Source organism: Pseudomonas syringae pv. tomato str. DC3000 (assembly GCF_000007805.1).
Taxonomy (GTDB): Bacteria; Pseudomonadota; Gammaproteobacteria; order Pseudomonadales; family Pseudomonadaceae; genus Aquipseudomonas; species Aquipseudomonas avellanae.
In genome coordinates this window covers 2,023,610-2,042,682 of sequence record NC_004578.1, presented here as the reverse complement: position 1 = coordinate 2,042,682, position 19,073 = coordinate 2,023,610, and the positions used below count along the sequence as shown (strand labels likewise).

The following is a 19,073-nucleotide window of genomic DNA, read 5'->3' as shown; positions in this document are numbered from 1 at the left end:
AGTACAATCAGCGGGAGACCCCTGAAATGAACCACAAAGCGTTGTTCTCTGGAAAACTGGTATTTATCGGTTTTGGTTCCATCACCAGAGCCACTCTCGGATTACTTGGCAACGTCCAGAGATTCGACGTGTCCAGGATTGTCGTCATCGCACCGGGCATCAAGGGCTCTGAACCGTTCGTCAAGTCAGGGGTAACCTTTATCGATCAGGCACTGACGTCAGACACAATGGAAAGCGTGTTGGGCAGCATTGTGGGGCAAGGTGACTTTATCGTTAATCTTTCGGTTAATGTCTGCAGTGCCGACGTCATCCGATTTGCATACGCCCACGATGCGCTGTACCTCGATACGTGCATCGAGCCTTGGGGAAACACGTACAACTCACCCAGCCTGACAGCGTCGCAACGTTCTAACTATGCGCTGCGTGATCAGTTGCGTACGCTGGGTGCAGAACTTGGCCCAGGGCCCACTGCGGTGGTGGCCCACGGTGCAAATCCGGGCTTGATATCACACTTTCTCAAGTGCGCATTGTCAGCGCTTGCTGAACAACTTTCGGTGGCTGTACCGCGACATCAAGGGGGCATTGATTGGGGCAATCTGTCGATGAAGCTGGGCGTCAAGGTCATCCACATTGCCGAGCGTGACACTCAACGTTCAACGCGTATCAAGTCCGATGGCGAATTCGTCAACACCTGGTCTGTCGATGGATTTGTCAGCGAGGCGGGACAACCCGCCGAACTGGGCTGGGGCTCCCACGAAAAAAACTGGCCGCCCTTCGCCCGTCATCATCAGTTTGGCTCTGACAACGCTATCTACCTTGATCGGCCCGGAGCTTGCGTGTCAGTCAAAACCTGGACGCCCAACGGCGGGCCTTGCAACGCAATGTTGATCACGCACAACGAAGCGATCTCCATTCCTGAATTGCTGACCGTCAGAAACGAAGGAGCGCTTAGTTACCGCCCGACCGTGCACTATGCCTACCACCCGTGTGACGATGCGTTGCTTTCAATCAATGAATACACCGGGCGAGGATGGCACGCGCAGGACCGTCAACGAATCATGCTGGATGAAATTACCCCAGGCGGTATCGATGCACTGGGTGTATTGATCATGGGGCATAAACTTAATGCCTATTGGTACGGTTCGATCCTGAACATTGATGAGGCTCGACGCCTCGCGCCCTTTAATAATGCCACCAGCCTGCAAGTTGCAGCAGGCGTTTATTCGGGCATTATCTGGGCCATCGAAAACCCTGACCGGGGAATCGTCGAACCCGAACAGATGGATCACCAGCGAGTCATGGAGATCGCCCTGCCCTTTCTGGGTAAGTTCGGAGGCGTGTTGACTGACTGGACACCGTTGAAGACTGGCAATGCGCTGTTCCGTAAACCCGACGCCGATGCCTGCCCCTGGCAGTTCGAGCATTTCACGGCAGCGTGACCGTATCGGGTTCACCCATGATCACCTACAACTTAATGCTCAGGCACATCCGGCGTTGCGCAGTGGTTATCCAACGTCAGAAACTTCATTACTTCGTCAATAACCGACGGGTGATCGATCAGCCGATTGTGCCCAAGCCCTTCGGTAGTAAACAGACGTGCTCCAGGCCATAACTTTGCAAACCGGGCACCCTTTTCCCATGGGGTTTCACGATCTCGGCGGTCATGAATAATCAGCGCCGGACGATCAAGCAAGTGCAGTCGAACAGACGCGTCATAATCCACGAAACGGCGGCCGCTCAGCGCATGCAGGTATCCTTCAAAATGGGGGAAGACCCTTATGTGCGACACCAAAAGCATCAAACTGATGAAACGCATTGTCAGCAGGGGCCAGGAACGGCGCGATCAACACAAACCGTTCAGGACGCCAATGCTCTTCCTGAGCGAATACGATTGATGAAGCGCCCAACGAATGAGCAATTACGGCTGCTGGCTTTCCGAAATGACGTCCTACCTGCTGCAGTATCTCTACAAACTGCGGCATGTGGCTGGTCGTGCCGCCGCTCAGGCCATGGGCAGGCTGATCAAAACCGACCACCGCGTAGCCCATCGATTGCAGTGAAGGCACCCAATCGGCAAAACGCATCGCGTAACTTGACCAGCCATGCGCGAGCAATACATAGGGTTGCTGCGCCGGGTCGCCCCACACATAAGTGGATATCTTGATGCCGTCCAGTTCCAGCGTGCCTGTTTGCACATCCTGCGAGGTGCGCAGAACGGCGGCCGCCCTGGCTCGTCCGGCAGCCTGAGGTGTCACGAAACGTCGGCCAAGGTATCTTCCGGTAAGGCCCGGTAGAATGCGGCTGGCAAGCATGAGTGTGCCGCGCATTGTCATTAGTCGAAGCGTGTTGGTGAATTTACTCATCGGTATTTTCCGCGTCAGCCACAAGACTTGACGGCATTAAAACAGCCAATCTTGTCAGTGACAAGTTTGCAAGCGCAAGATAGCGCAGTCCGATGGGTTTCTAACGTTTATTTCATGATAGGGAGCGTCATATGTCGACATCAGACACCCCGCGAACCTACCACCACGGCAATCTGCCTGCCGTGCTGCGCCAGGCGGCCTGGGACATTGTGGGGGAGGCTGGCGTGCGTAGCGTCTCGCTAAGGGAATGCGCCAGGCGTGCGAATGTTTCCCACGCCGCGCCGGCTCATCACTTCGGCTCTCTGGAAAATCTTCTGGCGGAGGTTGTGGCAGATGGTTATGAGCGCATGGTCGACGCTGTTCAAGCTGCGCAACGCGAACTGGACGACCCTGTTCTCGGCTGCGGAATGGGTTACGTAAACTTCGCCAGACAGTACCCGCAGCACTTTCGCCTGATGTTTGGCATGACAGGTGTCAACCGCGCGTTACCCAGACTCGTAAACTCAGGCGAAGCCACGCTGCAATTGCTTCGTCAGTCGCTGCGCACGGCCTGGATAGCTAAAAACGGCGTAGAGCCTGAGCCTGCCTTGCTTGAGCAACGCACCTTGCTTGCCTGGAGCACTGCCCACGGCTATGCGTCACTGGCGATCGATAGAACAACCGTAGAACCGTTTGTGGTTTCAGCCGAGTCAATACTCCAGCCGATGGCTGTGTTTCTGCTGACGCCGTAACCCGCCAAACGCCAGAAATACGGTTTGATCCATGGGGCACTCCGCCCCTCTTCTCCTCCTCTGAACCCCCATCATCAACCGTGCGCTTGCCTGAGCGCAGGCAATTTGCAACGCCCGCAATTTGCCCTTTCCCAGCCTGATCGCTCCGAAAAACCCGTGCTTGCGGTATTCCCCGCTTTGATTTCGATCAACATCAATGCGTTGACATTTTAGATTTTGATCGTAATCATAAGCGCCATCCCCTACGTCGGAAACTGAATGACATGTCCGAGAAAACGCTTTTCCAACCTTATGCCCTGGGCAACCTGACCCTAACCAGTCGCATTGTCATGGCGCCGCTGACGCGCAACCGTGCAGGCGCCGGTCTGGCCCCTACCGACCTGGCTGCCACCTACTACGCCCAACGGGCGTCGGCCGGCCTGATCATTACCGAAGCCACGCAAATCTCCCCTCAGGCTCAGGGCTACCAAGACACGCCGGGGCTGTATACGCCGGAGCAGATCGCCGCCTGGCGCGTCGTCACCGATGCCGTGCATGCCGAGGGCGGGCGCATTTTTGTGCAGCTTTGGCACGTTGGCCGGGTTTCTCACGTCGACCTGCAACCGGGCGGCGCAGCACCGGTCGCGCCATCCGCTATCCGGGCGCAGACCAAAACCTTCGTCAATAACGCATTCACCGACGTCTCAGAACCACGCGCGCTGGAACTGAGCGAATTGCCAGGCATCGTCAACGACTTCCGCCAGGCCGCTGCAAATGCCATTGAAGCGGGCTTCGACGGTGTGGAAATCCACGGCGCCAACGGTTATCTACTCGATCAGTTCATCAAGGACAGCGCCAACGTGCGCACCGATGCCTATGGTGGCTCAGTGGAAAATCGCGCGCGCCTGCTGCTGGAAGTCGTCACCGCCGTGGTCAAGGAAATCGGTGCGCACCGCACCGGCGTGCGGATCTCGCCGGTTTCCCCTGCCAATGGCGTTGCCAGCAGCGACCCGCAACCGCAATACGAGTACATCGCCGAGCAACTGAGTGAACAGGGCATTGCCTTCCTGCACGTCGTGGAAGGCGCCACGGGCGGCCCGCGTGATGTTGCGCCGTTCGACTACGACGCGCTGCGCCAGCGCTTCAAGCACACCTATCTGGCCAATAACGGTTACGACCTTGACCTTGCAACGGCACGTGTCAATGCGAACAAGGCTGATCTGGTCGCCTTCGGTCGCCCGTTCATCAGCAACCCCGACTTGATCGAGCGTTTGAAAACCGGCGCACCGCTGGCAGAACTGAACCCGGCCACGCTCTATGGCGGCGGCGCTGAAGGCTACACCGACTACCCGACTATCGCAGGCTGAAACCCACTACTGCCCCCGCGAATTTTCCAAGGACATTCTCAATGACTACGTTCCCTACTGTTCTCATCACTGGCGCGTCCAGCGGTATTGGTGCTGTCTATGCCGAGCGTTTTGCCCGTCGCGGCCACAACCTGGTACTCGCCGCACGTGACAAGCCACGCCTCGATGCGCTGGCAGCGCGGCTGATCAAAGAGCATGACATTGCCGTCGACGTGCTGCAGGCCGACCTGACCAACGCTGCCGACCTCACCGCACTCGAAACGCGGCTGCGTGATGATGCGCAGATCGGCATTCTGATCAACAACGCTGGCATGGCTCAATCAGGAGGCTTCCTTGAGCAGAGCACCGAGGCCATCGAAAGGCTCATCGCACTCAACGTGGTTGCCCTGACGCGGCTCGCCGCAGCAGTAGCGCCGCGTTTTGCAGAGTCTGGAACGGGCTCAATCGTCAACCTGGGGTCGGTGGTGGGCTTTGCGCCGGAGTTCGGCATGACTGTTTACGGTGCCACCAAGGCATTCGTGCTGTACCTGTCTCAAGGCATGCACCTGGAACTGGCGCCAAAAGGCGTCTACATCCAGGCGGTACTGCCAGCGGCAACCCGCACCGAAATATGGGAGCGCGCGGGGATCGACCTCAACACTCTCTCCGAGGTGATGGACGTCGAAGAACTGGTCGATGCAGCGCTGGTGGGCTTCGATCGTCGCGAGCTGGTCACCATCCCGCCGCTGCACGTCGCGTCTCGCTGGGACTCACTGGATGGCGCCCGGCAAGGATTGCTGTCGGACATTCGACAAGCCAAGGCCGCAGAGCGCTATCAGCCGCAAGCCTGAAACCAGGGTATCCATCATGAGCCGCTCAAACCTGGAAACTCAACTGGCGCAGTCGTATATCCAGGCGCCCAATAAAATCGCGACAGTCGGCGACATTACCTTCGCCTATCGCGAATCAGGTGTGCGCAGCGGCGTGCCAGTCGTTCTGCTCAACTATTGGGGCGCGGTACTGGACGATTTCGACCCGCGCATCGTCGACGGCCTTGCCAGTCAACACCACATTATCGCTATCGACTATCGAGGCGCCGGCTTATCCGGCGGTGCCTCGCCGGTGACGATAGACGCGATGGCTCGGGATACCGTCGAGCTGATCCGGGCACTGGGCTACAAGCAGGTTGATCTGGTCGGCTTTTCAATGGGCGGTTTCGTGGCCCAGGAGGTGGCATCAAAAGTACCCGGCCTGGTGCGCAGGCTCATTCTGGCGGGCACTGGCCCGGCAGGCGGCAAGGGCATCGACCGCATAGGTGCGTTGTCCTGGCCGCTTATCCTCAAAAGCCTGCTGACGCTGCGCGATCCCAAGGTGACTATGTTTTTCACCCCGACACTCAACGGCCGACACGCCGCCAGAGACTATTTGAGCAGGGTAAAGGAGCGCACGGTTGCCCGCGACAAGGGGCCGACGCCTCGTTTGCTTTTTCGCCAACTCAAAGCAATCAAGGCATGGGGCAAACAGCCACCGCAGGATCTCGCACGCTTGCGCATACCCGTCCTTATCGCCACAGGGGACAGCGACATCATGGTCGCGAGCGAGCTGAGCCGCGATATGGCCCGACGTATCCCGCTGGCGCAACTTGTGGTCTATCCGGACGCCGGGCACGGCGTCGTATTTCAGTATCACGCGGACTTCGTCTCGAAGGCTCTGGAGTTCCTGAAATAACGCCTTTCACGTTCAACTGCGCGCCGTTTTTTGTACAGCAACCCCATCATAGTGACGACGACCCTGGAAACCGAGCGACATGAAAGCACTGACATTTGAAAGCTATGGCAAGTCGCCTGAAATCGCGATTGCGCATGTTCCTCGGCCGACCATCAAGCCTGACGAACTGCTGGTGGAAGTTCACGCTGCCGGTTTGAACCCGATCGACAACATGATCACCACGGGGACGTTCAAACCGGTCTTGAAGTACGAACTGCCGGCCATTATGGGCAGCGATCTGGCCGGCGTAGTCCTGGAAGTAGGCAGCGCTGTGACGCGCTTCAAGGCCGGTGACGCCATTTTCGCCAGCCTGTTTGATCTTGGCAGAGGCTCCATCGCCGAACTCGTCGCCGTCCCGGAGCGCACCGCCGCACTGAAACCGACCAACCTGGACTTTGTACAAGCGGCCTCTATTCCGATGGTCGGGCTTACGTCGTGGCAGGCCTTGAAAGAGCGCGCCAATCTTCAGCCTGGCCAGAAGGTATTCATACCTGCCGGTTCTGGTGGCATCGGCACCTTCGCCATTCAATTGGCAAAACACCTGGGTGGCAAAGTGGCCACGACCACCAGCAGCGGCAATGCAAAGCTGGTTGGCAGCCTGGGCGCAGATGAAGTCGTGGATTACAAAGAGCAGGCGTTCGAGCAAGTACTGCGAGGCTATGACGTGGTACTTGGCACCACCCGAGGCGACACGATTAAAAAAGCCGTCGGTATCCTCAAACCCGGGGGCAAGATCGTGTCCCTGGTCGGCCCGCTGGATAAAGCATTTGCTCAGGCCCGCGGGATGAATGTCTTCTTCGCCTTCCTCTTCGGGCTGATGAGCCGCTCGATCATCCGGCGTGCGAGAAAAAACGACGTGGCGTACTCGTTTTTGTTCGTGCGCCCGGACGGGGCTCAACTGGGGAAAATTGCCGAACTGCTTGAAAGTGGGCAAATCAAGCCGGTGATTGACAGGGTCTTTGCGTTTGAACAGGCCAGAGAAGGGCTTGAATATCTGGGCCGGGGCCGAGCCAAAGGCAAGGTTGTCGTGAAGATCAAGTGAGTGTTGAAGCCCTACCTGTTCGGCTACTCGCATCACCCACTTGTTGGCATCCTGCCTTTTGAACATTGGAGTATCACATGAGCACATCGTCCAAAAAAACCGCCATCGTCACCGGCGCATCCTCCGGTATCGGTCGCGCGACGGCCGAAGCGCTGGTGCGGGCGGGCTATACCGTATTTGGCACAACCCGCAAGGTCGGCGACAGCTCGACGCAAGTGTCGATGCTCACGTGCGACGTGACCAACGATGAGTCTGTCGCCACGCTCGTTTCCACCGTACTCGCGCGGACCGGGCGCATCGACCTGCTGGTCAACAACGCCGGTATTGGCCTGGTGGGGGGTGCTGAAGAGTTTTCGATCCCACAGGTGCAGGCACTGTTCGATGTCAACCTGTTCGGCGTCATCCGCATGACCAACGCAGTACTACCATCGATGCGCCAACGTGGCGAAGGACGCATCATCAATATCGGCTCGATCCTGGGCTTGATACCCGCGCCCTACTCTTCTCATTATTCGGCGGTCAAGCACGCGGTGGAGGGCTATTCGGAGTCACTTGATCACGAAGTTCGCGCCTTCAATATCCGGGTCTCGGTCGTCGAGCCGGGATTTGTGCGAACCGTCTTCGATCAAAACGGCATTGAGCCGGATTCGCCCCTGAAGGAATACGATCAGGCCCGCGCCGGGTTCAAGGCATTGCTGGCCGATGTCATGCCAAAAGCCGACCTGCCGGAAGTGGTGGCGGCGGTCGTGCTGAAGGCGGCGAACGACACCCGCCCAAAGCATCGCTACACGGCCGGCAAGAGCGCTCGACAAATCAGCCTGCTGCGCCGGTTTGTGCCGACGGCGGCGTTTGACAAAAGTTTGCGCAAGCAACTTCGTTTGCCGGTTTAAGGCGCTGTGCGTAGGTTTCTCGTTCAGCAGCCAGCCTCGGCGACCATTGTCAGCGCGTGTTTTTAAGAATACCTTGTGGAAAACCTATACAAGGTATCAAGCCGTGTACAAGAAAGCCCAGTGGCCATTGACACTCTACTTTGACGGCGAATGCCCACTTTGCGCTCGAGAAATAAAGGTCCTGCGGGCACGGGCTGCAGCGGATCGTCTTTTGTTTGTTGATATCAGTGACGACGCGTTCGACGCCAGTTTGCTGGGGCTGACACTGCCCCAAATGGAGTCGTCACTGCATGCCCGGTTTGACGATGGGACCTGGGTAACCGGGCTGGATGCCACGCTCTGGAGCTGGCGGGCAGCGGGCCTCGGCAAGTGGGTCGCACCGCTATCCTGGCCGATTCTCAGGCCGCTATTTACCGTCTTGTATCGTCTTTTTTGCCGCTTTCGCCCTCACCTGGCCTGGCTGCCTCATCCTGATGGTGGCCGTCGCTGTAGCAAGGGCAGCTGCACGGTTGCGGAATCGGTGGTGATGAAAAGCGAAGCGTCGGCCGAGAAAAAGATTTCATAGATTCCAGCACGGCAGCTGCCGTTCGAGTTTTGGGTATAAGAATCGATTGGCAGCTCCCCATCCGCATGGGCTCCGAAAATCTCAGCGTTGGGCGTTCAAGCCGAGAGGTAATCGTCCACCGATTTGACGGCGGCGTAGCCGAACTCAAAGGCTGCCATCATCGCCGCATGCGTTTGAGCGGCAGGCACGGTGACTCCGCCAAAGGTGAGATCCAGCGTAGCGCACGCATCATGCAGCACAGTAACCGGATAACCCATGTCCGCCGCTGCACGCACTACAGCGTCGATGCACATGTGGCTCATGGCACCAATGACGACAATATCCTCGATATCGAACGTATCCAGCTGCGTCTTGAGGTCCGTGTCTCTGAAGGCATTGATATGATTTTTAGTGATCACGGGTTCTTGACCCACCGGCGCTACAGCGGGCTGTATTTGCGTTCCGTCGGATCCTTTGGTGAATATCGCGGCACCCTCATTATCGGATTCATGGCGTATGTGGAAAACCGGAATACCGGTATCACGCGCGTGGCTGATCACTCGGCTGGCATTCGCCGCAGCGGCTTCGATCCCGGACAACGGCAACTTGCCGGTCGGCAGGTATTCGTTTTGCAGATCAACAACTACGAGGCCTCGTTTCATAACGCTCTCCAGTCAAATTATCAAAGTGATGTGTTCGTTGAGAAGGGTTGCGGTCAGGTCAGCCGCCCGCTCCTTCGGTAGAACATGGCTTGAATCAGAACTCCAGTGAAGCGCCATCTTCCGGTATGTCTACACGACTTTCGATACCCTGCTGCTTGACGTAAGCGCGCAATTGCTCACGGGTCAGGGACATATGGTTGATTGCATTCATGTGTACAGCGACGATTTTCGCGTTCTTCGCGACCTGTGAAGCGCGCAGTACATCCTCTTCCCCCATGATGATCGCCCCCTCATACCCCGTCATTTTTGCTTTGCCGGCATTGAGTACGATGACTTCGGGACAATAGTTCTCGATAGCCTGATCGACCTCTTTACGCCAGACAGTGTCACCAGCGAGGTAGAGGGTCTTGTAGCCCGGGGCTTGAAATACAACGCCCATTGCTTCACCCAGAGGCTTCGCGAGGGCTGGCACGGCATACATTTCGTCGGTGCCATGCTGCCCACCGGTCTTGGTAATTTTGACGCCGCCGAATTCGGCTTCATCAGTCAATACGCGTACGTTCTTGAAACCTTGAGAGCGAATCAGCTGCGCGTCTTTTTCATGCTGGGTGAACAGAGGGATGTCTTTAGGCAGCACTTTTTGTGCAGCATCGTCCCAATGGTCAAGGTGCGTATGAGTGACGATAACTGCGTCGATACCGGCGATCACTTCGGTGGGCGATTCGGTCAGATCAACCAGTGGATTGCGCAGATTGCTTCGATAGGTATTTTCAAACCCTGGGTAGGTTCCCTTTTTGGCCAGCATCGGGTCGATCAGAAAGGTCGTGCCGCCGTAGGAGATCTTTACCGTCGCGTTACGAACTTGCTGCACATTCACTTTGTGTGAAGCCTCAGAGACGCTTGTGCCCGCGAAGGCAGGTGTGATGGCCGCAGCGCAAGCAATGCTGAGCGCAAGAGGAAGTGTTGTGAGATTCATGGGGGTTAATCCTGTCGATACATCGAGGACATCATTCTTGCCCAATGCCTTGGGACCCGACAGTGGCCTGAATGACATATTTCGCTATAATCGGGCCAAGTGTCTGTGTTGCCGGAAATGTGGGGTGAGACGGAGATATCCCCTTACCTCCCCCGCCCCTCAAAACAAGTCACAGTGAGCGCTTACTCATGGTTCCTGCGCACTCCATAGCAAGTACACGGCAAATCCGAGGCTGTCTGATGCAATCCATTCGTGTTGCTGTTCTGGCTTTCAACGGCGTCAGCCTGTTCCATCTCTCTGTACCCGGCGTGGTGCTGGGGACGGCCCAGTCTGCACCTGGCGAGCCTCGATACGAGGTCAGCTACTGCGCGCAGTCGCCGGGAATGATAAGCAGCGATCAGGGCATCGGACTGCAAGTCACTCATGGCCTGGAACTGATGGCCGCGTGCGACGTAATTGTCATTCCGGCGTGGGGTGATCAATCGGTTGCTGCATCTGCACCGCTTGTCAAAGCCCTTCAGCTTGCCAACGCCCAAGGCAAGCTCATGGTCGGGTTGTGCCTGGGGGCATTCGTGCTCGCAGATGCCGGCCTGCTTGATGGCAAAGAAGCAACCACTCACTGGGCAGCGCGAGAAGAGTTTGCTCGACGCTTCCCTGACGTGCGTTTCAGGCCAGAAGTGCTGTATGTCAGTGATGGCAACATCATGACCTCTGCAGGAACCGTGGCGGCCATCGATTGCTGCCTGCATTTGATACGCCAACGGCTCGGTGCCGACGTGGCAAATCACACCGCGAAGATGCTGGTGACGCCGCCGCACAGGCAAGGCGGTCAGGCTCAATATGTCGAGCGTCCTGTGCCGCAACTGTCCAGCGAGACGCATTTGTCTGATGTGCTGGCGTGGGCCAGGATGAACCTGTCCAGTGATCTGTCACTCGACGTCCTGGCAGAGAGGGCGAAAATGAGTAGGCGCACGTTTACTCGGCGCTTTCGGGAGACCACCGGCAGTACCGTTTCCAGATGGCTGAACGCCGAGCGAGTCGTCAGGGCGCAAGCGCTGCTGGAAACGACCGATTTACCTATCGAGTGCGTTGCCGACGAGGCAGGTTTTAGAACGCCTTTATCCTTGAGGCAGCAGTTTACTGTTCATCTTGGCACTTCACCTTCGGCGTATCGGCGAATGTTTTTTCGTCAAATCAAGGCAGAAGAAAAAGCGTAGAAAGCGGTGGACTTTCTCAGGTCTTGCGTCAGAAAACGTGCGTGATCAGCCATTTATAAATGTTCTCTTTTTGTTGCTGACCTGGATTCAAGTATTCGCTCAGCGCTGTGACTTGAAGCGTTCTCTATATTCTCTGGGCGTGACAGCGTAGTTTTTTACAAAACTACGGATAAAGGTTGATTCATTGCCCAAACCGCACTTGCTGGCGACTGTCTTGAGTGGAGCACTTGAAGTGACCAGCAAATGACGAGCCGCTTCCAGGCGGAGTTGCTCGACCATTTTGCTTGGCGTACTGCCTGTGACTTCACTGTATTTTCGCGCAAATGTTCTTTCACTCATGCTCATGAAATCTGCTAGCACTGACACGGATAAATCGCCACTGAGGTTGTTGTTCAACCAGGCATGAAGGTCTGAAAACTGACTGCTCTTGGATTGCAGAGTCAATGATGAGCTGAACTGGTTCTGATCCCCGGGGCGTTTCAGAAACACAACCAGATGCCGTGCAACCTCGAGCGCAGCAGCATGCCCCAAATCCGCCTCAACGATTGCAAGAGCCAAATCGATTCCAGAAGTGACACCTGCTGAAGTCCATAAATCCCCATCATTTATGAATATAGGACCGCGCCTTACCTTGACAGAAGGAAAGTCACTTTCCAGCTTGTCATAGGCCGACCAATGGGTAGTAACGTTTCGTCCATTCAACTTTCCAGCGGTGGCCAGCGCAAATATCCCTGTGCACACAGAGACCAGACGCGTAACTTTTTCGGTATGTTTTACAAAGTGTGTAAAAAATTGGGGGTGATCACAAAACTTATGTATTCCGGGCCCGCCAGGCACGATAAGTGTGTGCGCGGCAGGCGTCTCCTTCAGCAAAACCGCAGCGTTCAACGAGAAATCAGAGAATATCTCCGTCGTCGGGCTTAAGGCGAGGATGGATAAAGAGTATGGCGCAGGATCGGGGTGCGCCAGATGGTTGGCAGCAATAAACACATCCAGAGGGCCTGCCAGATCCAGCAGGCTAACTTCAGGGTAGGTCATGAATTGGATGGACTTTACTGGCATTTAGAGCGATCCCCCCGAAAGAATACCTGCCGGGCTCTAATGATTTTGGCAGGATTCGTCAACGTTTTGTCATTATTTTTGGCCATTTTCCGGCTATTGTATTTTTTATATTTAACGCTGTAGAGCGCATTGGCACGAAGGGGCTTCTTGCATCCAGCGTTGGCAGTAACGTAATTTAAAATCCACTGTGGAGTCAGGTCAATGTCGAGCCTTGTAAAAAGCGCTATGGGTTTCGAAGTTAACATGGACGATGATTTTGAGAGCAGGATTTCCATTATTCTTGGCCTGGTAGAACGCAACGCTTCGGGCATTGCCAACTGTGAGCTAAGGAGAGTGCCCGAAACCAACAGCTGGATAATTGAGTGTTTATGGCATGACCCACAAGCCATGCATGCTCATTTCCTGTCCTGCCAACTGCAGGACCTGATAGCGTTACTGGTCTCCAGATCACGCAAAATTGTGTTTGAGTGCGATAGCAAATGAGCCTCCTTAAATTTTCAGCCTTTGCAGTCACGGCTGGAAAGCAAGCTTGATACTGTGAATGGCCGAGCCCCATAGGGCCTCGGCAATCTTCCCTATCAGAAGTCCACAGTCACTCCGGTGTAAAGTGCGCGACCATCACCTGGGGAATGCAGAGATCCCTGGGCACCGTCCGGGTCGTACCAGACGTATTCATAATATCGGTTGGTGAGGTTTTTCAACTGCAGGTCAACGCTTACTGACTGCGTCACCTTGTAGGTTGCACCGAGGTTCATCAGCACGTAACCGCCGTAAGTCCCCTTGGTATTTTCCCGCTCCAGATAATAGTTCGTCTGGCCATTCATCCAGGCAGTCAACTGTAATGCGGGTGTCGCGTCATAGCTGATGCCAGCGTTGTAAAGGTGATGCGGGATATGGTCGATTTCCCGACCTTTGCTGCCCGGCAACGTGGCACTCGGCTGGAGTATTTTCGAATACTGCCAGGAATAGGCCAGCCATATCTCAGTGCGCTCGTCAGGGTGCAGATTCATTTGCACGTCATAACCCCACCGCCGGGTTTCCCCAACGTTATCGGACTCACCACTCGGGTCGTTCAGCCTGCGACTGACTTCCCCGGAAGCCTCTTGCTGCCAATAGGCGACTCGACCATCCACCCAGTCCGCCGGCGTGAACTTGATCCCGGTTTCCCAACCCTCGTTGATAGAAGGTGCAAGGTCCGTATCCCTCGGCGGAATCTTGTAGGCAGCAGCCCCCGTCCCTACTTGAAAGGTACGCCCCCAGTTCGCATAGAAACTGGCGACATCCCACGGAGAATAGACAATGCTGATTTTCGGCTGCTTGATCAGCCCGTAATCGTTGATGTCGTAATCCGTGCCAGTCATTTCGTTAGTGAAGTCGCCCTGAATCTTGTCGACCCGGTAAGCCGGTACGATCTTCAGCGATTCAAACGGTTTGATTTCGGCCTGGACATAAGCGCCATAGGTGTCGAAATCAAACTGCTGGTCGCGAGTGGTCGCCAGGCGTGCACGGTCTCTGGTGCGATAACGCTCACTCTGGTTTTGCTGTTGCTGTACGTCCGTACCGCCCTCAAGGGCGAAATCGTATAGCCAAATGACTTCCGGGCGCCAGGTCAGTGAAGTAAGGGCGCCGTATTGAGTCTCGTAAGTGTCGCGCTCCTGCTGTGAGCTCGTGCGCCAGTACTGCGTCCAGCGCCTGTCATCGAGGGTGTTTACATAGGTCTTCGCTGACCAAGCGAGCGTATCGGCCAGGTCTGTATCGAAATGCAGACTGACCTGGTTCATACGCCGGGTGCCTTTATCCGTCGCGTTGAAACTGTTGGTCATTTCGGGGTGATGACGTGCATCGTCCTCGGTCAGATACCCCGGCTCCTGCGCCTCGGTTTCATAGTGGCGAGCGATCAGGCCTATACGGTAACTGTCATCGTCCGGCGTAAAAAACCATTTGCCTGACATTGAAAACTTGTCTGCGTCGGCGTGATCCCGGTAACCGTCTGACTTTTGATAGGCGAAGAAGTAATTCTGAGTCCAGTTGCTGCTCTCAAGGCCTTTGGCTAGCTGAGTTTCCTGGGTATTGAAGCTGCCGTAACGAAACCGCGCCTTATTGTAGTCGCCGCCCGTGCGGGTCAGCATATTGACGTTGCCGGCAATGTTATTAAGGCCATAGCGCGCATCACTGGTGCCACGCACCACCTCGATGCTGTCCAGCTCCATCGGAAAGATCATGTCCATGTACGGCATGTTGCCGTCGTTGCTGTTACTTGGAATGCCGTCAATCAGCAATTTGATGGCGTTCACCTCCCCTTCGCCGTTAAAGCCGCGGAAAGAAATCTTGCCGGATGTGGTGCCTTGATTGAACTCGGTCAACATCACACCCGGCGCGCGCCTGAACAGTTCCCAGCTGTAGTTGACTGGCATCTTTTCAAGGATGTCGCCCCCCAGGATATCCACTGAGCTAAGTACGCTGCTGGTGCTCAAAGGGCCACTGGTCGCGCCCTGAACAGTTACCGTACCGAGCGTCAACGTCGAATCTTCGACTTTAACGGTGTCGGCCAATGCAGAGCACAACGGGCTCATTGTGAATAAACCGGCCGACATCAAGGGCCATATGGAACGGGACACGGACAAACGCTTTGCGTGACGCAAAGTAAAGGGGGCAGGCATAGCTCGCACTTCCTGATGATCAAGAAACTTAAGGGCGTTCAGCGTCCATCGCAGGCCGCTAAACAGTTTCAAAGAGAGCAGCACCGCACAATTTCAGCGGTGATGTGATCAGGCGACAGGAGAGGCGCGCGGGCTTAGGCTGGGCCAACGAATCCTTGGATGCAGCGTCAGCAGTTCAGGATTTTCGAGGGTGGTATTGAATGTGTATTGCGGCAGGAAATGCCGATAGTAACGGGAGGGTAATGCTGCCAACCCGGCATGACCACAGCAGCAGTCGCCATGTTGCATGACGGGTTTGGACTGGGGTATCTGCAAGGCATCGAGCATCTTGCCGAGTTCTTGAGGCAGCGCGCCCGAGCCGCCACCGGAACAGAATCCACCCAAAAACATCAGGCGCATGTCCGGCGTCTGCATCGCTCGACTCAGCGGCATGGCGAACATATTCAGCAAGACCGCCAGACAGGCAATCCAGGGGCTGATGCGTTTCAACGAACTCATAAATGAAATCGCCGCGAAGGGGGCGCCATTTAGCCCGTTTTATCGAGGTATGTAAATTTTAAAGGGGTGCGCCGTTTCGCCACAGAGTGCTGCGTAAGCAAGGAGGTGTGATGAGTGAATGCTCGGTTTTGATCGGTTCAGCAGGCATGCGCAAACCGCTGTGCCAGAATTAGTCGCAGGATCATGGAAACCCCATCAAAACATCGACGATGTCTGTCGATCATGAGCGGAGCAACGACCATGCGCTACGACGATAAATAGATACGAAGCGTGACGTAATACCAGGTTTATGCCACCGGCCAGTTCTGCGAAACAGCGGCTGTCGTTTACACTCTCAACCCCAGCCAGCGCCGGTGATGGAAATGATGAGAAGCTTCATAAGTCTATCGCCCGCTTCTATGAAAAAAAGACGGGGTCCAACTCTGTCCGCTGTGTTCACGTGACTCATGAGTACAACTCAAAGAAAGACACGACAGCGAATGCCGAGACTAACGCCTGAAATACCCAGCCCTCGCCAGGCGGCTTAACCAAAGAAGGGAAGAAAATGCAGCACGCTTCGCTGAACCGTTTTTATACTGGGCTGCTGGCCTTGCTTTTGCTGTGCGTGACTTTGCCAGCCTTGGCGCAAAATATTCCCGCTCCCCAGGCCGACAGCTCCAGCAGCGCATCCCCGGCAGTGGACGCGCCAAGCCTGGATGACTTGAATGAGCAGCTCGACCAGATCCGCCAAAAGGTCGCGGCCAGCGCCAATGATGACTTGCTATCGGGCTTGCGGCAGGCCGCCTTGCAGGTTCAGAAACAAGCCGACAATCTGATTGCCCAGCAAGCTGTCGACATCGAACACCTGAATGATCAGCTCAACATTCTCGGGCCGGTGCAACCAGACGAAGCGCAAAATCTGACCAGTCAGCGCAAGACATTGACCACTCAGAAAAACGCACTGGTCAATGATGAACGTCAGACCAATACCCTGAGCCAGTCGGCCCGGGATCTGGCTACACAGATTTTCAACCTGCGCCGCAGCCTGTTCGATTCACAGATCAGCACCCGCACCGCAAGCCCACTCAGCTCGGCATTCTGGTCCACCCTGATTCGCCCTACCGATGACGACCTGGGACGCTTGAACAGGCTGCTGGTAGACGTTCGTCAGGTGCTCACCAGCGCACTGGCACCGGGCAACCGCATGCAGTTCATCAGCATCGTGTTTGGCGCGCTGTTGATATGGTTCGTTGTTCGGCGCTTGCTGGAGCGTCTGCTGATCTGGTCAATGATCCGTTGGCTGCCTGAGGGCCGCCTGCGCCGCAGCGCCCTGGCATTGGCCGTCGGACTGTCGACGATCCTTACCATTACCGTTGCCACTTCCTTGCTGCGCTGGGGAATCGTGAGCAATGCTGTGCTCAGCAACGACGTGGTCAACCTGCTTGATCAGGTGCAGACGCTGATCACCTTTTGCGCCTTCATTCTCGGCCTGGGCCGCGCCCTGCTGATGCTGCCGCACGCCTCATGGCGCCTGCCGCAAATTCCTGACGAGATCGCAACGGCCATGGGCCGCATCCCGGCCGTACTGGCGCTGGCACTCATGGTCATCGGCACACAGGAGCGAATCAACAGCGTGATAGCCAGCAGCCTGGCGCTGACTGTGGCAGTCAATGGCCTGACGGCATTGGCGGTGTCGCTGGTATTCCTTTACGCCCTGGTGCGCTACCGTCGAACCCGCCGAAGGTTTGGGCTGGAGCGCCTGGGCGGCTTCGCCGGGCTGATCCCGTTCATCGTTACAGTGTGGGTCGGGTTGAGCTTGCTGGCGTTGGTGAGCGGCTACCTGACGCTGGCTTACTTCCTGGCGGTGAAACTGCTTTGGGTGAGCGTGGTAGCGTCCACTGCGTATCTGTTGATCGCTTGCTTCGGTGACATCTGCGAAACCCTGCTGTCACCCAAACAACCTGGCGGCATGGCGCTGGGTTCCGCGCTGGGCTTGTCCGCCCGCCATCAGGCTCAGGCAAGCACCGTACTGGCGGGCATAGGCCGTACCTTGCTCCTGCTGACCGCTGTGTTGCTGGCTTTCCTGCCCTCGGGTTCCAGCCCGGGCGATTTGCTCGCAAGTTTTGCTCAATTGGATGTCACCTCCAAATCGCTGGGCAATCTGAGCATCGTCCCCAGCGATATTCTGATGGCATTGGTTTGCCTGGTCGTGGGTCTGCTAGGTGTACGTGTGCTCAAGGAATGGTTTGGAGAGCGCCTCCTGCCGGAAACCAACATGGATGCAGGGATGCAGGCCTCACTGGTGACCCTGATCGGTTACATCGGCTTTGTGTTGGTGGTGGCCGTGGTGATGTCCACGCTCAAGATCAGCCTGACCAATTTGACCTGGGTGGTCAGTGCGCTTTCGGTGGGGATCGGTTTCGGCCTGCAAGCCATCGTGCAGAACTTCATCTCCGGCTTGATTCTGCTGACCGAACGTCCGGTTAAAGTCGGGGATTGGGTGAGCCTGGCTGGGGTCGAAGGCGATATTCGCCGGATCAACGTACGTGCCACCGAAATCCAGATGGGCGACCGCTCGACGGTGATCGTGCCGAACTCGCAGTTCATCACGCAAAACGTGCGCAACGTCACCATGGGCAATGCGCTGGGTGTAGTCGGAATCACGCTGACCCTGCCTTTGGAAACAGATGTCCTGCAAATACGCGAGTTGCTGTTGCAAGCCTTCACCGAGCACGAAGCGATACTCGACGCGCCAGCGCCTTCTGTCACGTTCAAAGACCTGACCAACACAGGTTTGATTATCAGTGCCAGCGGTTACGTGAACAGCCCACGTTCGGTAGGTGGAGCGCGGAGCGATCTGTTGTTTACGGTGTTGGGGCGTCTGAGGGAGCTGGGTGTAGCGCTGTCTGCGCCGCAGAGTATGGTGTTGATCAATGAGGGGGCTGGGAAGGAGGCTACGGAAGAGTCGGTGGCGCCTTAGGGTAGGGATGAAGTGCGGGAGCAGGTGGTTATGCCGCCTGCTCCGGTTTTTAATCGGTTAAAACGAGCTGGGGACTGATGTGGCCTAATCATTCCGGACACCACCAAAGGAGACCTGGTTAACCGTAGGTTGACCACGAGCTCTCTGGGGTCTCAGCACGCAGAGGCGCCAGTACAAGCGATTGGGCGTTCGGAATGGCTGTGGGCGCCATGGAGGTTTCGGGGGTGGGTTTGCGAGGGGCGCAGCTAGCGATAAGCAAACCGCCATGCCGCATGGAAATCGCCGTGCTTACCTCTTTCGATTTAAGAGGTTTTGCGCCCATAGGTAAGAAAATCCCTCGCAAATCTCAACCGCCCGAGAATAAAGTGGCGGCGGTC

The 19,073-nt window shown here is 56.3% G+C and carries 16 protein-coding genes and 1 pseudogene; 11 read left to right on the top strand and 6 right to left on the bottom strand.

What is annotated here, in order from left to right; translation table 11 throughout:
- Window positions 1–26 precede the first annotated feature (26 nt).
- Window positions 27–1,439, top strand: a complete 1,413-nt coding sequence (locus PSPTO_RS09745; RefSeq protein WP_011103738.1) for a saccharopine dehydrogenase C-terminal domain-containing protein — start codon at window positions 27–29, stop codon at window positions 1,437–1,439.
- Between the two features lie 32 nt (window positions 1,440–1,471).
- Here PSPTO_RS09745 and PSPTO_RS09740 read toward each other — a convergent pair.
- Window positions 1,472–2,363, bottom strand: a pseudogene (locus PSPTO_RS09740) (alpha/beta hydrolase).
- A 131-nt stretch (window positions 2,364–2,494) separates the two neighbouring features.
- On the opposite strand from PSPTO_RS09740, the gene PSPTO_RS09735 reads away from it, so the two are divergent.
- The 7 genes from PSPTO_RS09735 (at window position 2,495) to PSPTO_RS09705 (ending at window position 8,683) form a co-directional block, all read left to right on the top strand.
- Window positions 2,495–3,094: a TetR/AcrR family transcriptional regulator gene (locus tag PSPTO_RS09735; RefSeq protein WP_005767798.1), complete on the top strand. Its 600-nt coding sequence runs from the start codon at window positions 2,495–2,497 to the stop codon at window positions 3,092–3,094.
- A gap of 263 nt (window positions 3,095–3,357) precedes the next feature.
- A complete protein-coding gene (locus PSPTO_RS09730) occupies window positions 3,358–4,440 on the top strand; it encodes an alkene reductase (protein ID WP_005767796.1) in 1,083 nt (360 codons plus the stop codon).
- A 41-nt stretch (window positions 4,441–4,481) separates the two neighbouring features.
- The gene (locus PSPTO_RS09725) at window positions 4,482–5,270 is read left to right on the top strand and encodes an SDR family NAD(P)-dependent oxidoreductase (protein ID WP_011103737.1); all 789 of its coding nucleotides are present in this window, start codon (window positions 4,482–4,484) and stop codon (window positions 5,268–5,270) included.
- Window positions 5,271–5,286: 16 nt separating this feature from the next.
- Complete coding sequence (locus PSPTO_RS09720) at window positions 5,287–6,147, top strand: alpha/beta fold hydrolase (protein WP_011103736.1); 861 nt, start codon at window positions 5,287–5,289, stop codon at window positions 6,145–6,147.
- Window positions 6,148–6,226: 79 nt separating this feature from the next.
- Entirely contained in the window at window positions 6,227–7,228 is a 1,002-nt protein-coding gene (locus PSPTO_RS09715; protein WP_005767792.1) for an NADP-dependent oxidoreductase, read from the top strand.
- Between the two features lie 77 nt (window positions 7,229–7,305).
- Entirely contained in the window at window positions 7,306–8,118 is an 813-nt protein-coding gene (locus PSPTO_RS09710; protein WP_007245058.1) for an oxidoreductase, read from the top strand.
- 103 nt (window positions 8,119–8,221) lie between these two features.
- On the top strand, window positions 8,222–8,683 hold the full coding sequence (locus tag PSPTO_RS09705; RefSeq protein WP_032640304.1) for a thiol-disulfide oxidoreductase DCC family protein: 462 nt from the start codon (window positions 8,222–8,224) through the stop codon (window positions 8,681–8,683).
- Between the two features lie 95 nt (window positions 8,684–8,778).
- Here PSPTO_RS09705 and PSPTO_RS09700 read toward each other — a convergent pair whose 3' ends face one another.
- The gene (locus PSPTO_RS09700; protein WP_011103735.1) at window positions 8,779–9,324 is read right to left on the bottom strand and encodes a cysteine hydrolase family protein; all 546 of its coding nucleotides are present in this window, start codon (window positions 9,322–9,324) and stop codon (window positions 8,779–8,781) included.
- 94 nt (window positions 9,325–9,418) lie between these two features.
- Entirely contained in the window at window positions 9,419–10,300 is an 882-nt protein-coding gene (locus PSPTO_RS09695) for an MBL fold metallo-hydrolase (protein WP_011103734.1), read from the bottom strand.
- 239 nt (window positions 10,301–10,539) lie between these two features.
- Here PSPTO_RS09695 and PSPTO_RS09690 point away from each other — a divergent pair, with 239 nt between their 5' ends.
- Entirely contained in the window at window positions 10,540–11,517 is a 978-nt protein-coding gene (locus tag PSPTO_RS09690; RefSeq protein WP_046463917.1) for a GlxA family transcriptional regulator, read from the top strand.
- 99 nt (window positions 11,518–11,616) lie between these two features.
- Here PSPTO_RS09690 and PSPTO_RS09685 read toward each other — a convergent pair whose 3' ends face one another.
- The gene (locus PSPTO_RS09685; protein ID WP_011103732.1) at window positions 11,617–12,579 is read right to left on the bottom strand and encodes a GlxA family transcriptional regulator; all 963 of its coding nucleotides are present in this window, start codon (window positions 12,577–12,579) and stop codon (window positions 11,617–11,619) included.
- 201 nt (window positions 12,580–12,780) lie between these two features.
- On the opposite strand from PSPTO_RS09685, the gene PSPTO_RS09680 reads away from it, so the two are divergent.
- A complete protein-coding gene (locus PSPTO_RS09680) occupies window positions 12,781–13,062 on the top strand; it encodes a hypothetical protein (protein WP_046463918.1) in 282 nt (93 codons plus the stop codon).
- Between the two features lie 95 nt (window positions 13,063–13,157).
- Here the strand turns inward: PSPTO_RS09680 and PSPTO_RS09675 are convergent, their stop codons facing one another.
- Together PSPTO_RS09675 and PSPTO_RS09670 are read right to left on the bottom strand one after the other, a co-directional pair.
- On the bottom strand, window positions 13,158–15,152 hold the full coding sequence (locus PSPTO_RS09675) for a TonB-dependent receptor (RefSeq protein ID WP_226992700.1): 1,995 nt from the start codon (window positions 15,150–15,152) through the stop codon (window positions 13,158–13,160).
- A 195-nt stretch (window positions 15,153–15,347) separates the two neighbouring features.
- Window positions 15,348–15,737, bottom strand: coding sequence for a DUF2946 family protein (locus PSPTO_RS09670; protein ID WP_011103730.1), 390 nt, complete (start codon window positions 15,735–15,737; stop codon window positions 15,348–15,350).
- Window positions 15,738–16,281: 544 nt separating this feature from the next.
- On the opposite strand from PSPTO_RS09670, the gene PSPTO_RS09665 reads away from it, so the two are divergent.
- Window positions 16,282–18,696, top strand: coding sequence for a DUF3772 domain-containing protein (locus PSPTO_RS09665; protein WP_011103728.1), 2,415 nt, complete (start codon window positions 16,282–16,284; stop codon window positions 18,694–18,696).
- Window positions 18,697–19,073: the final 377 nt, after the last annotated feature.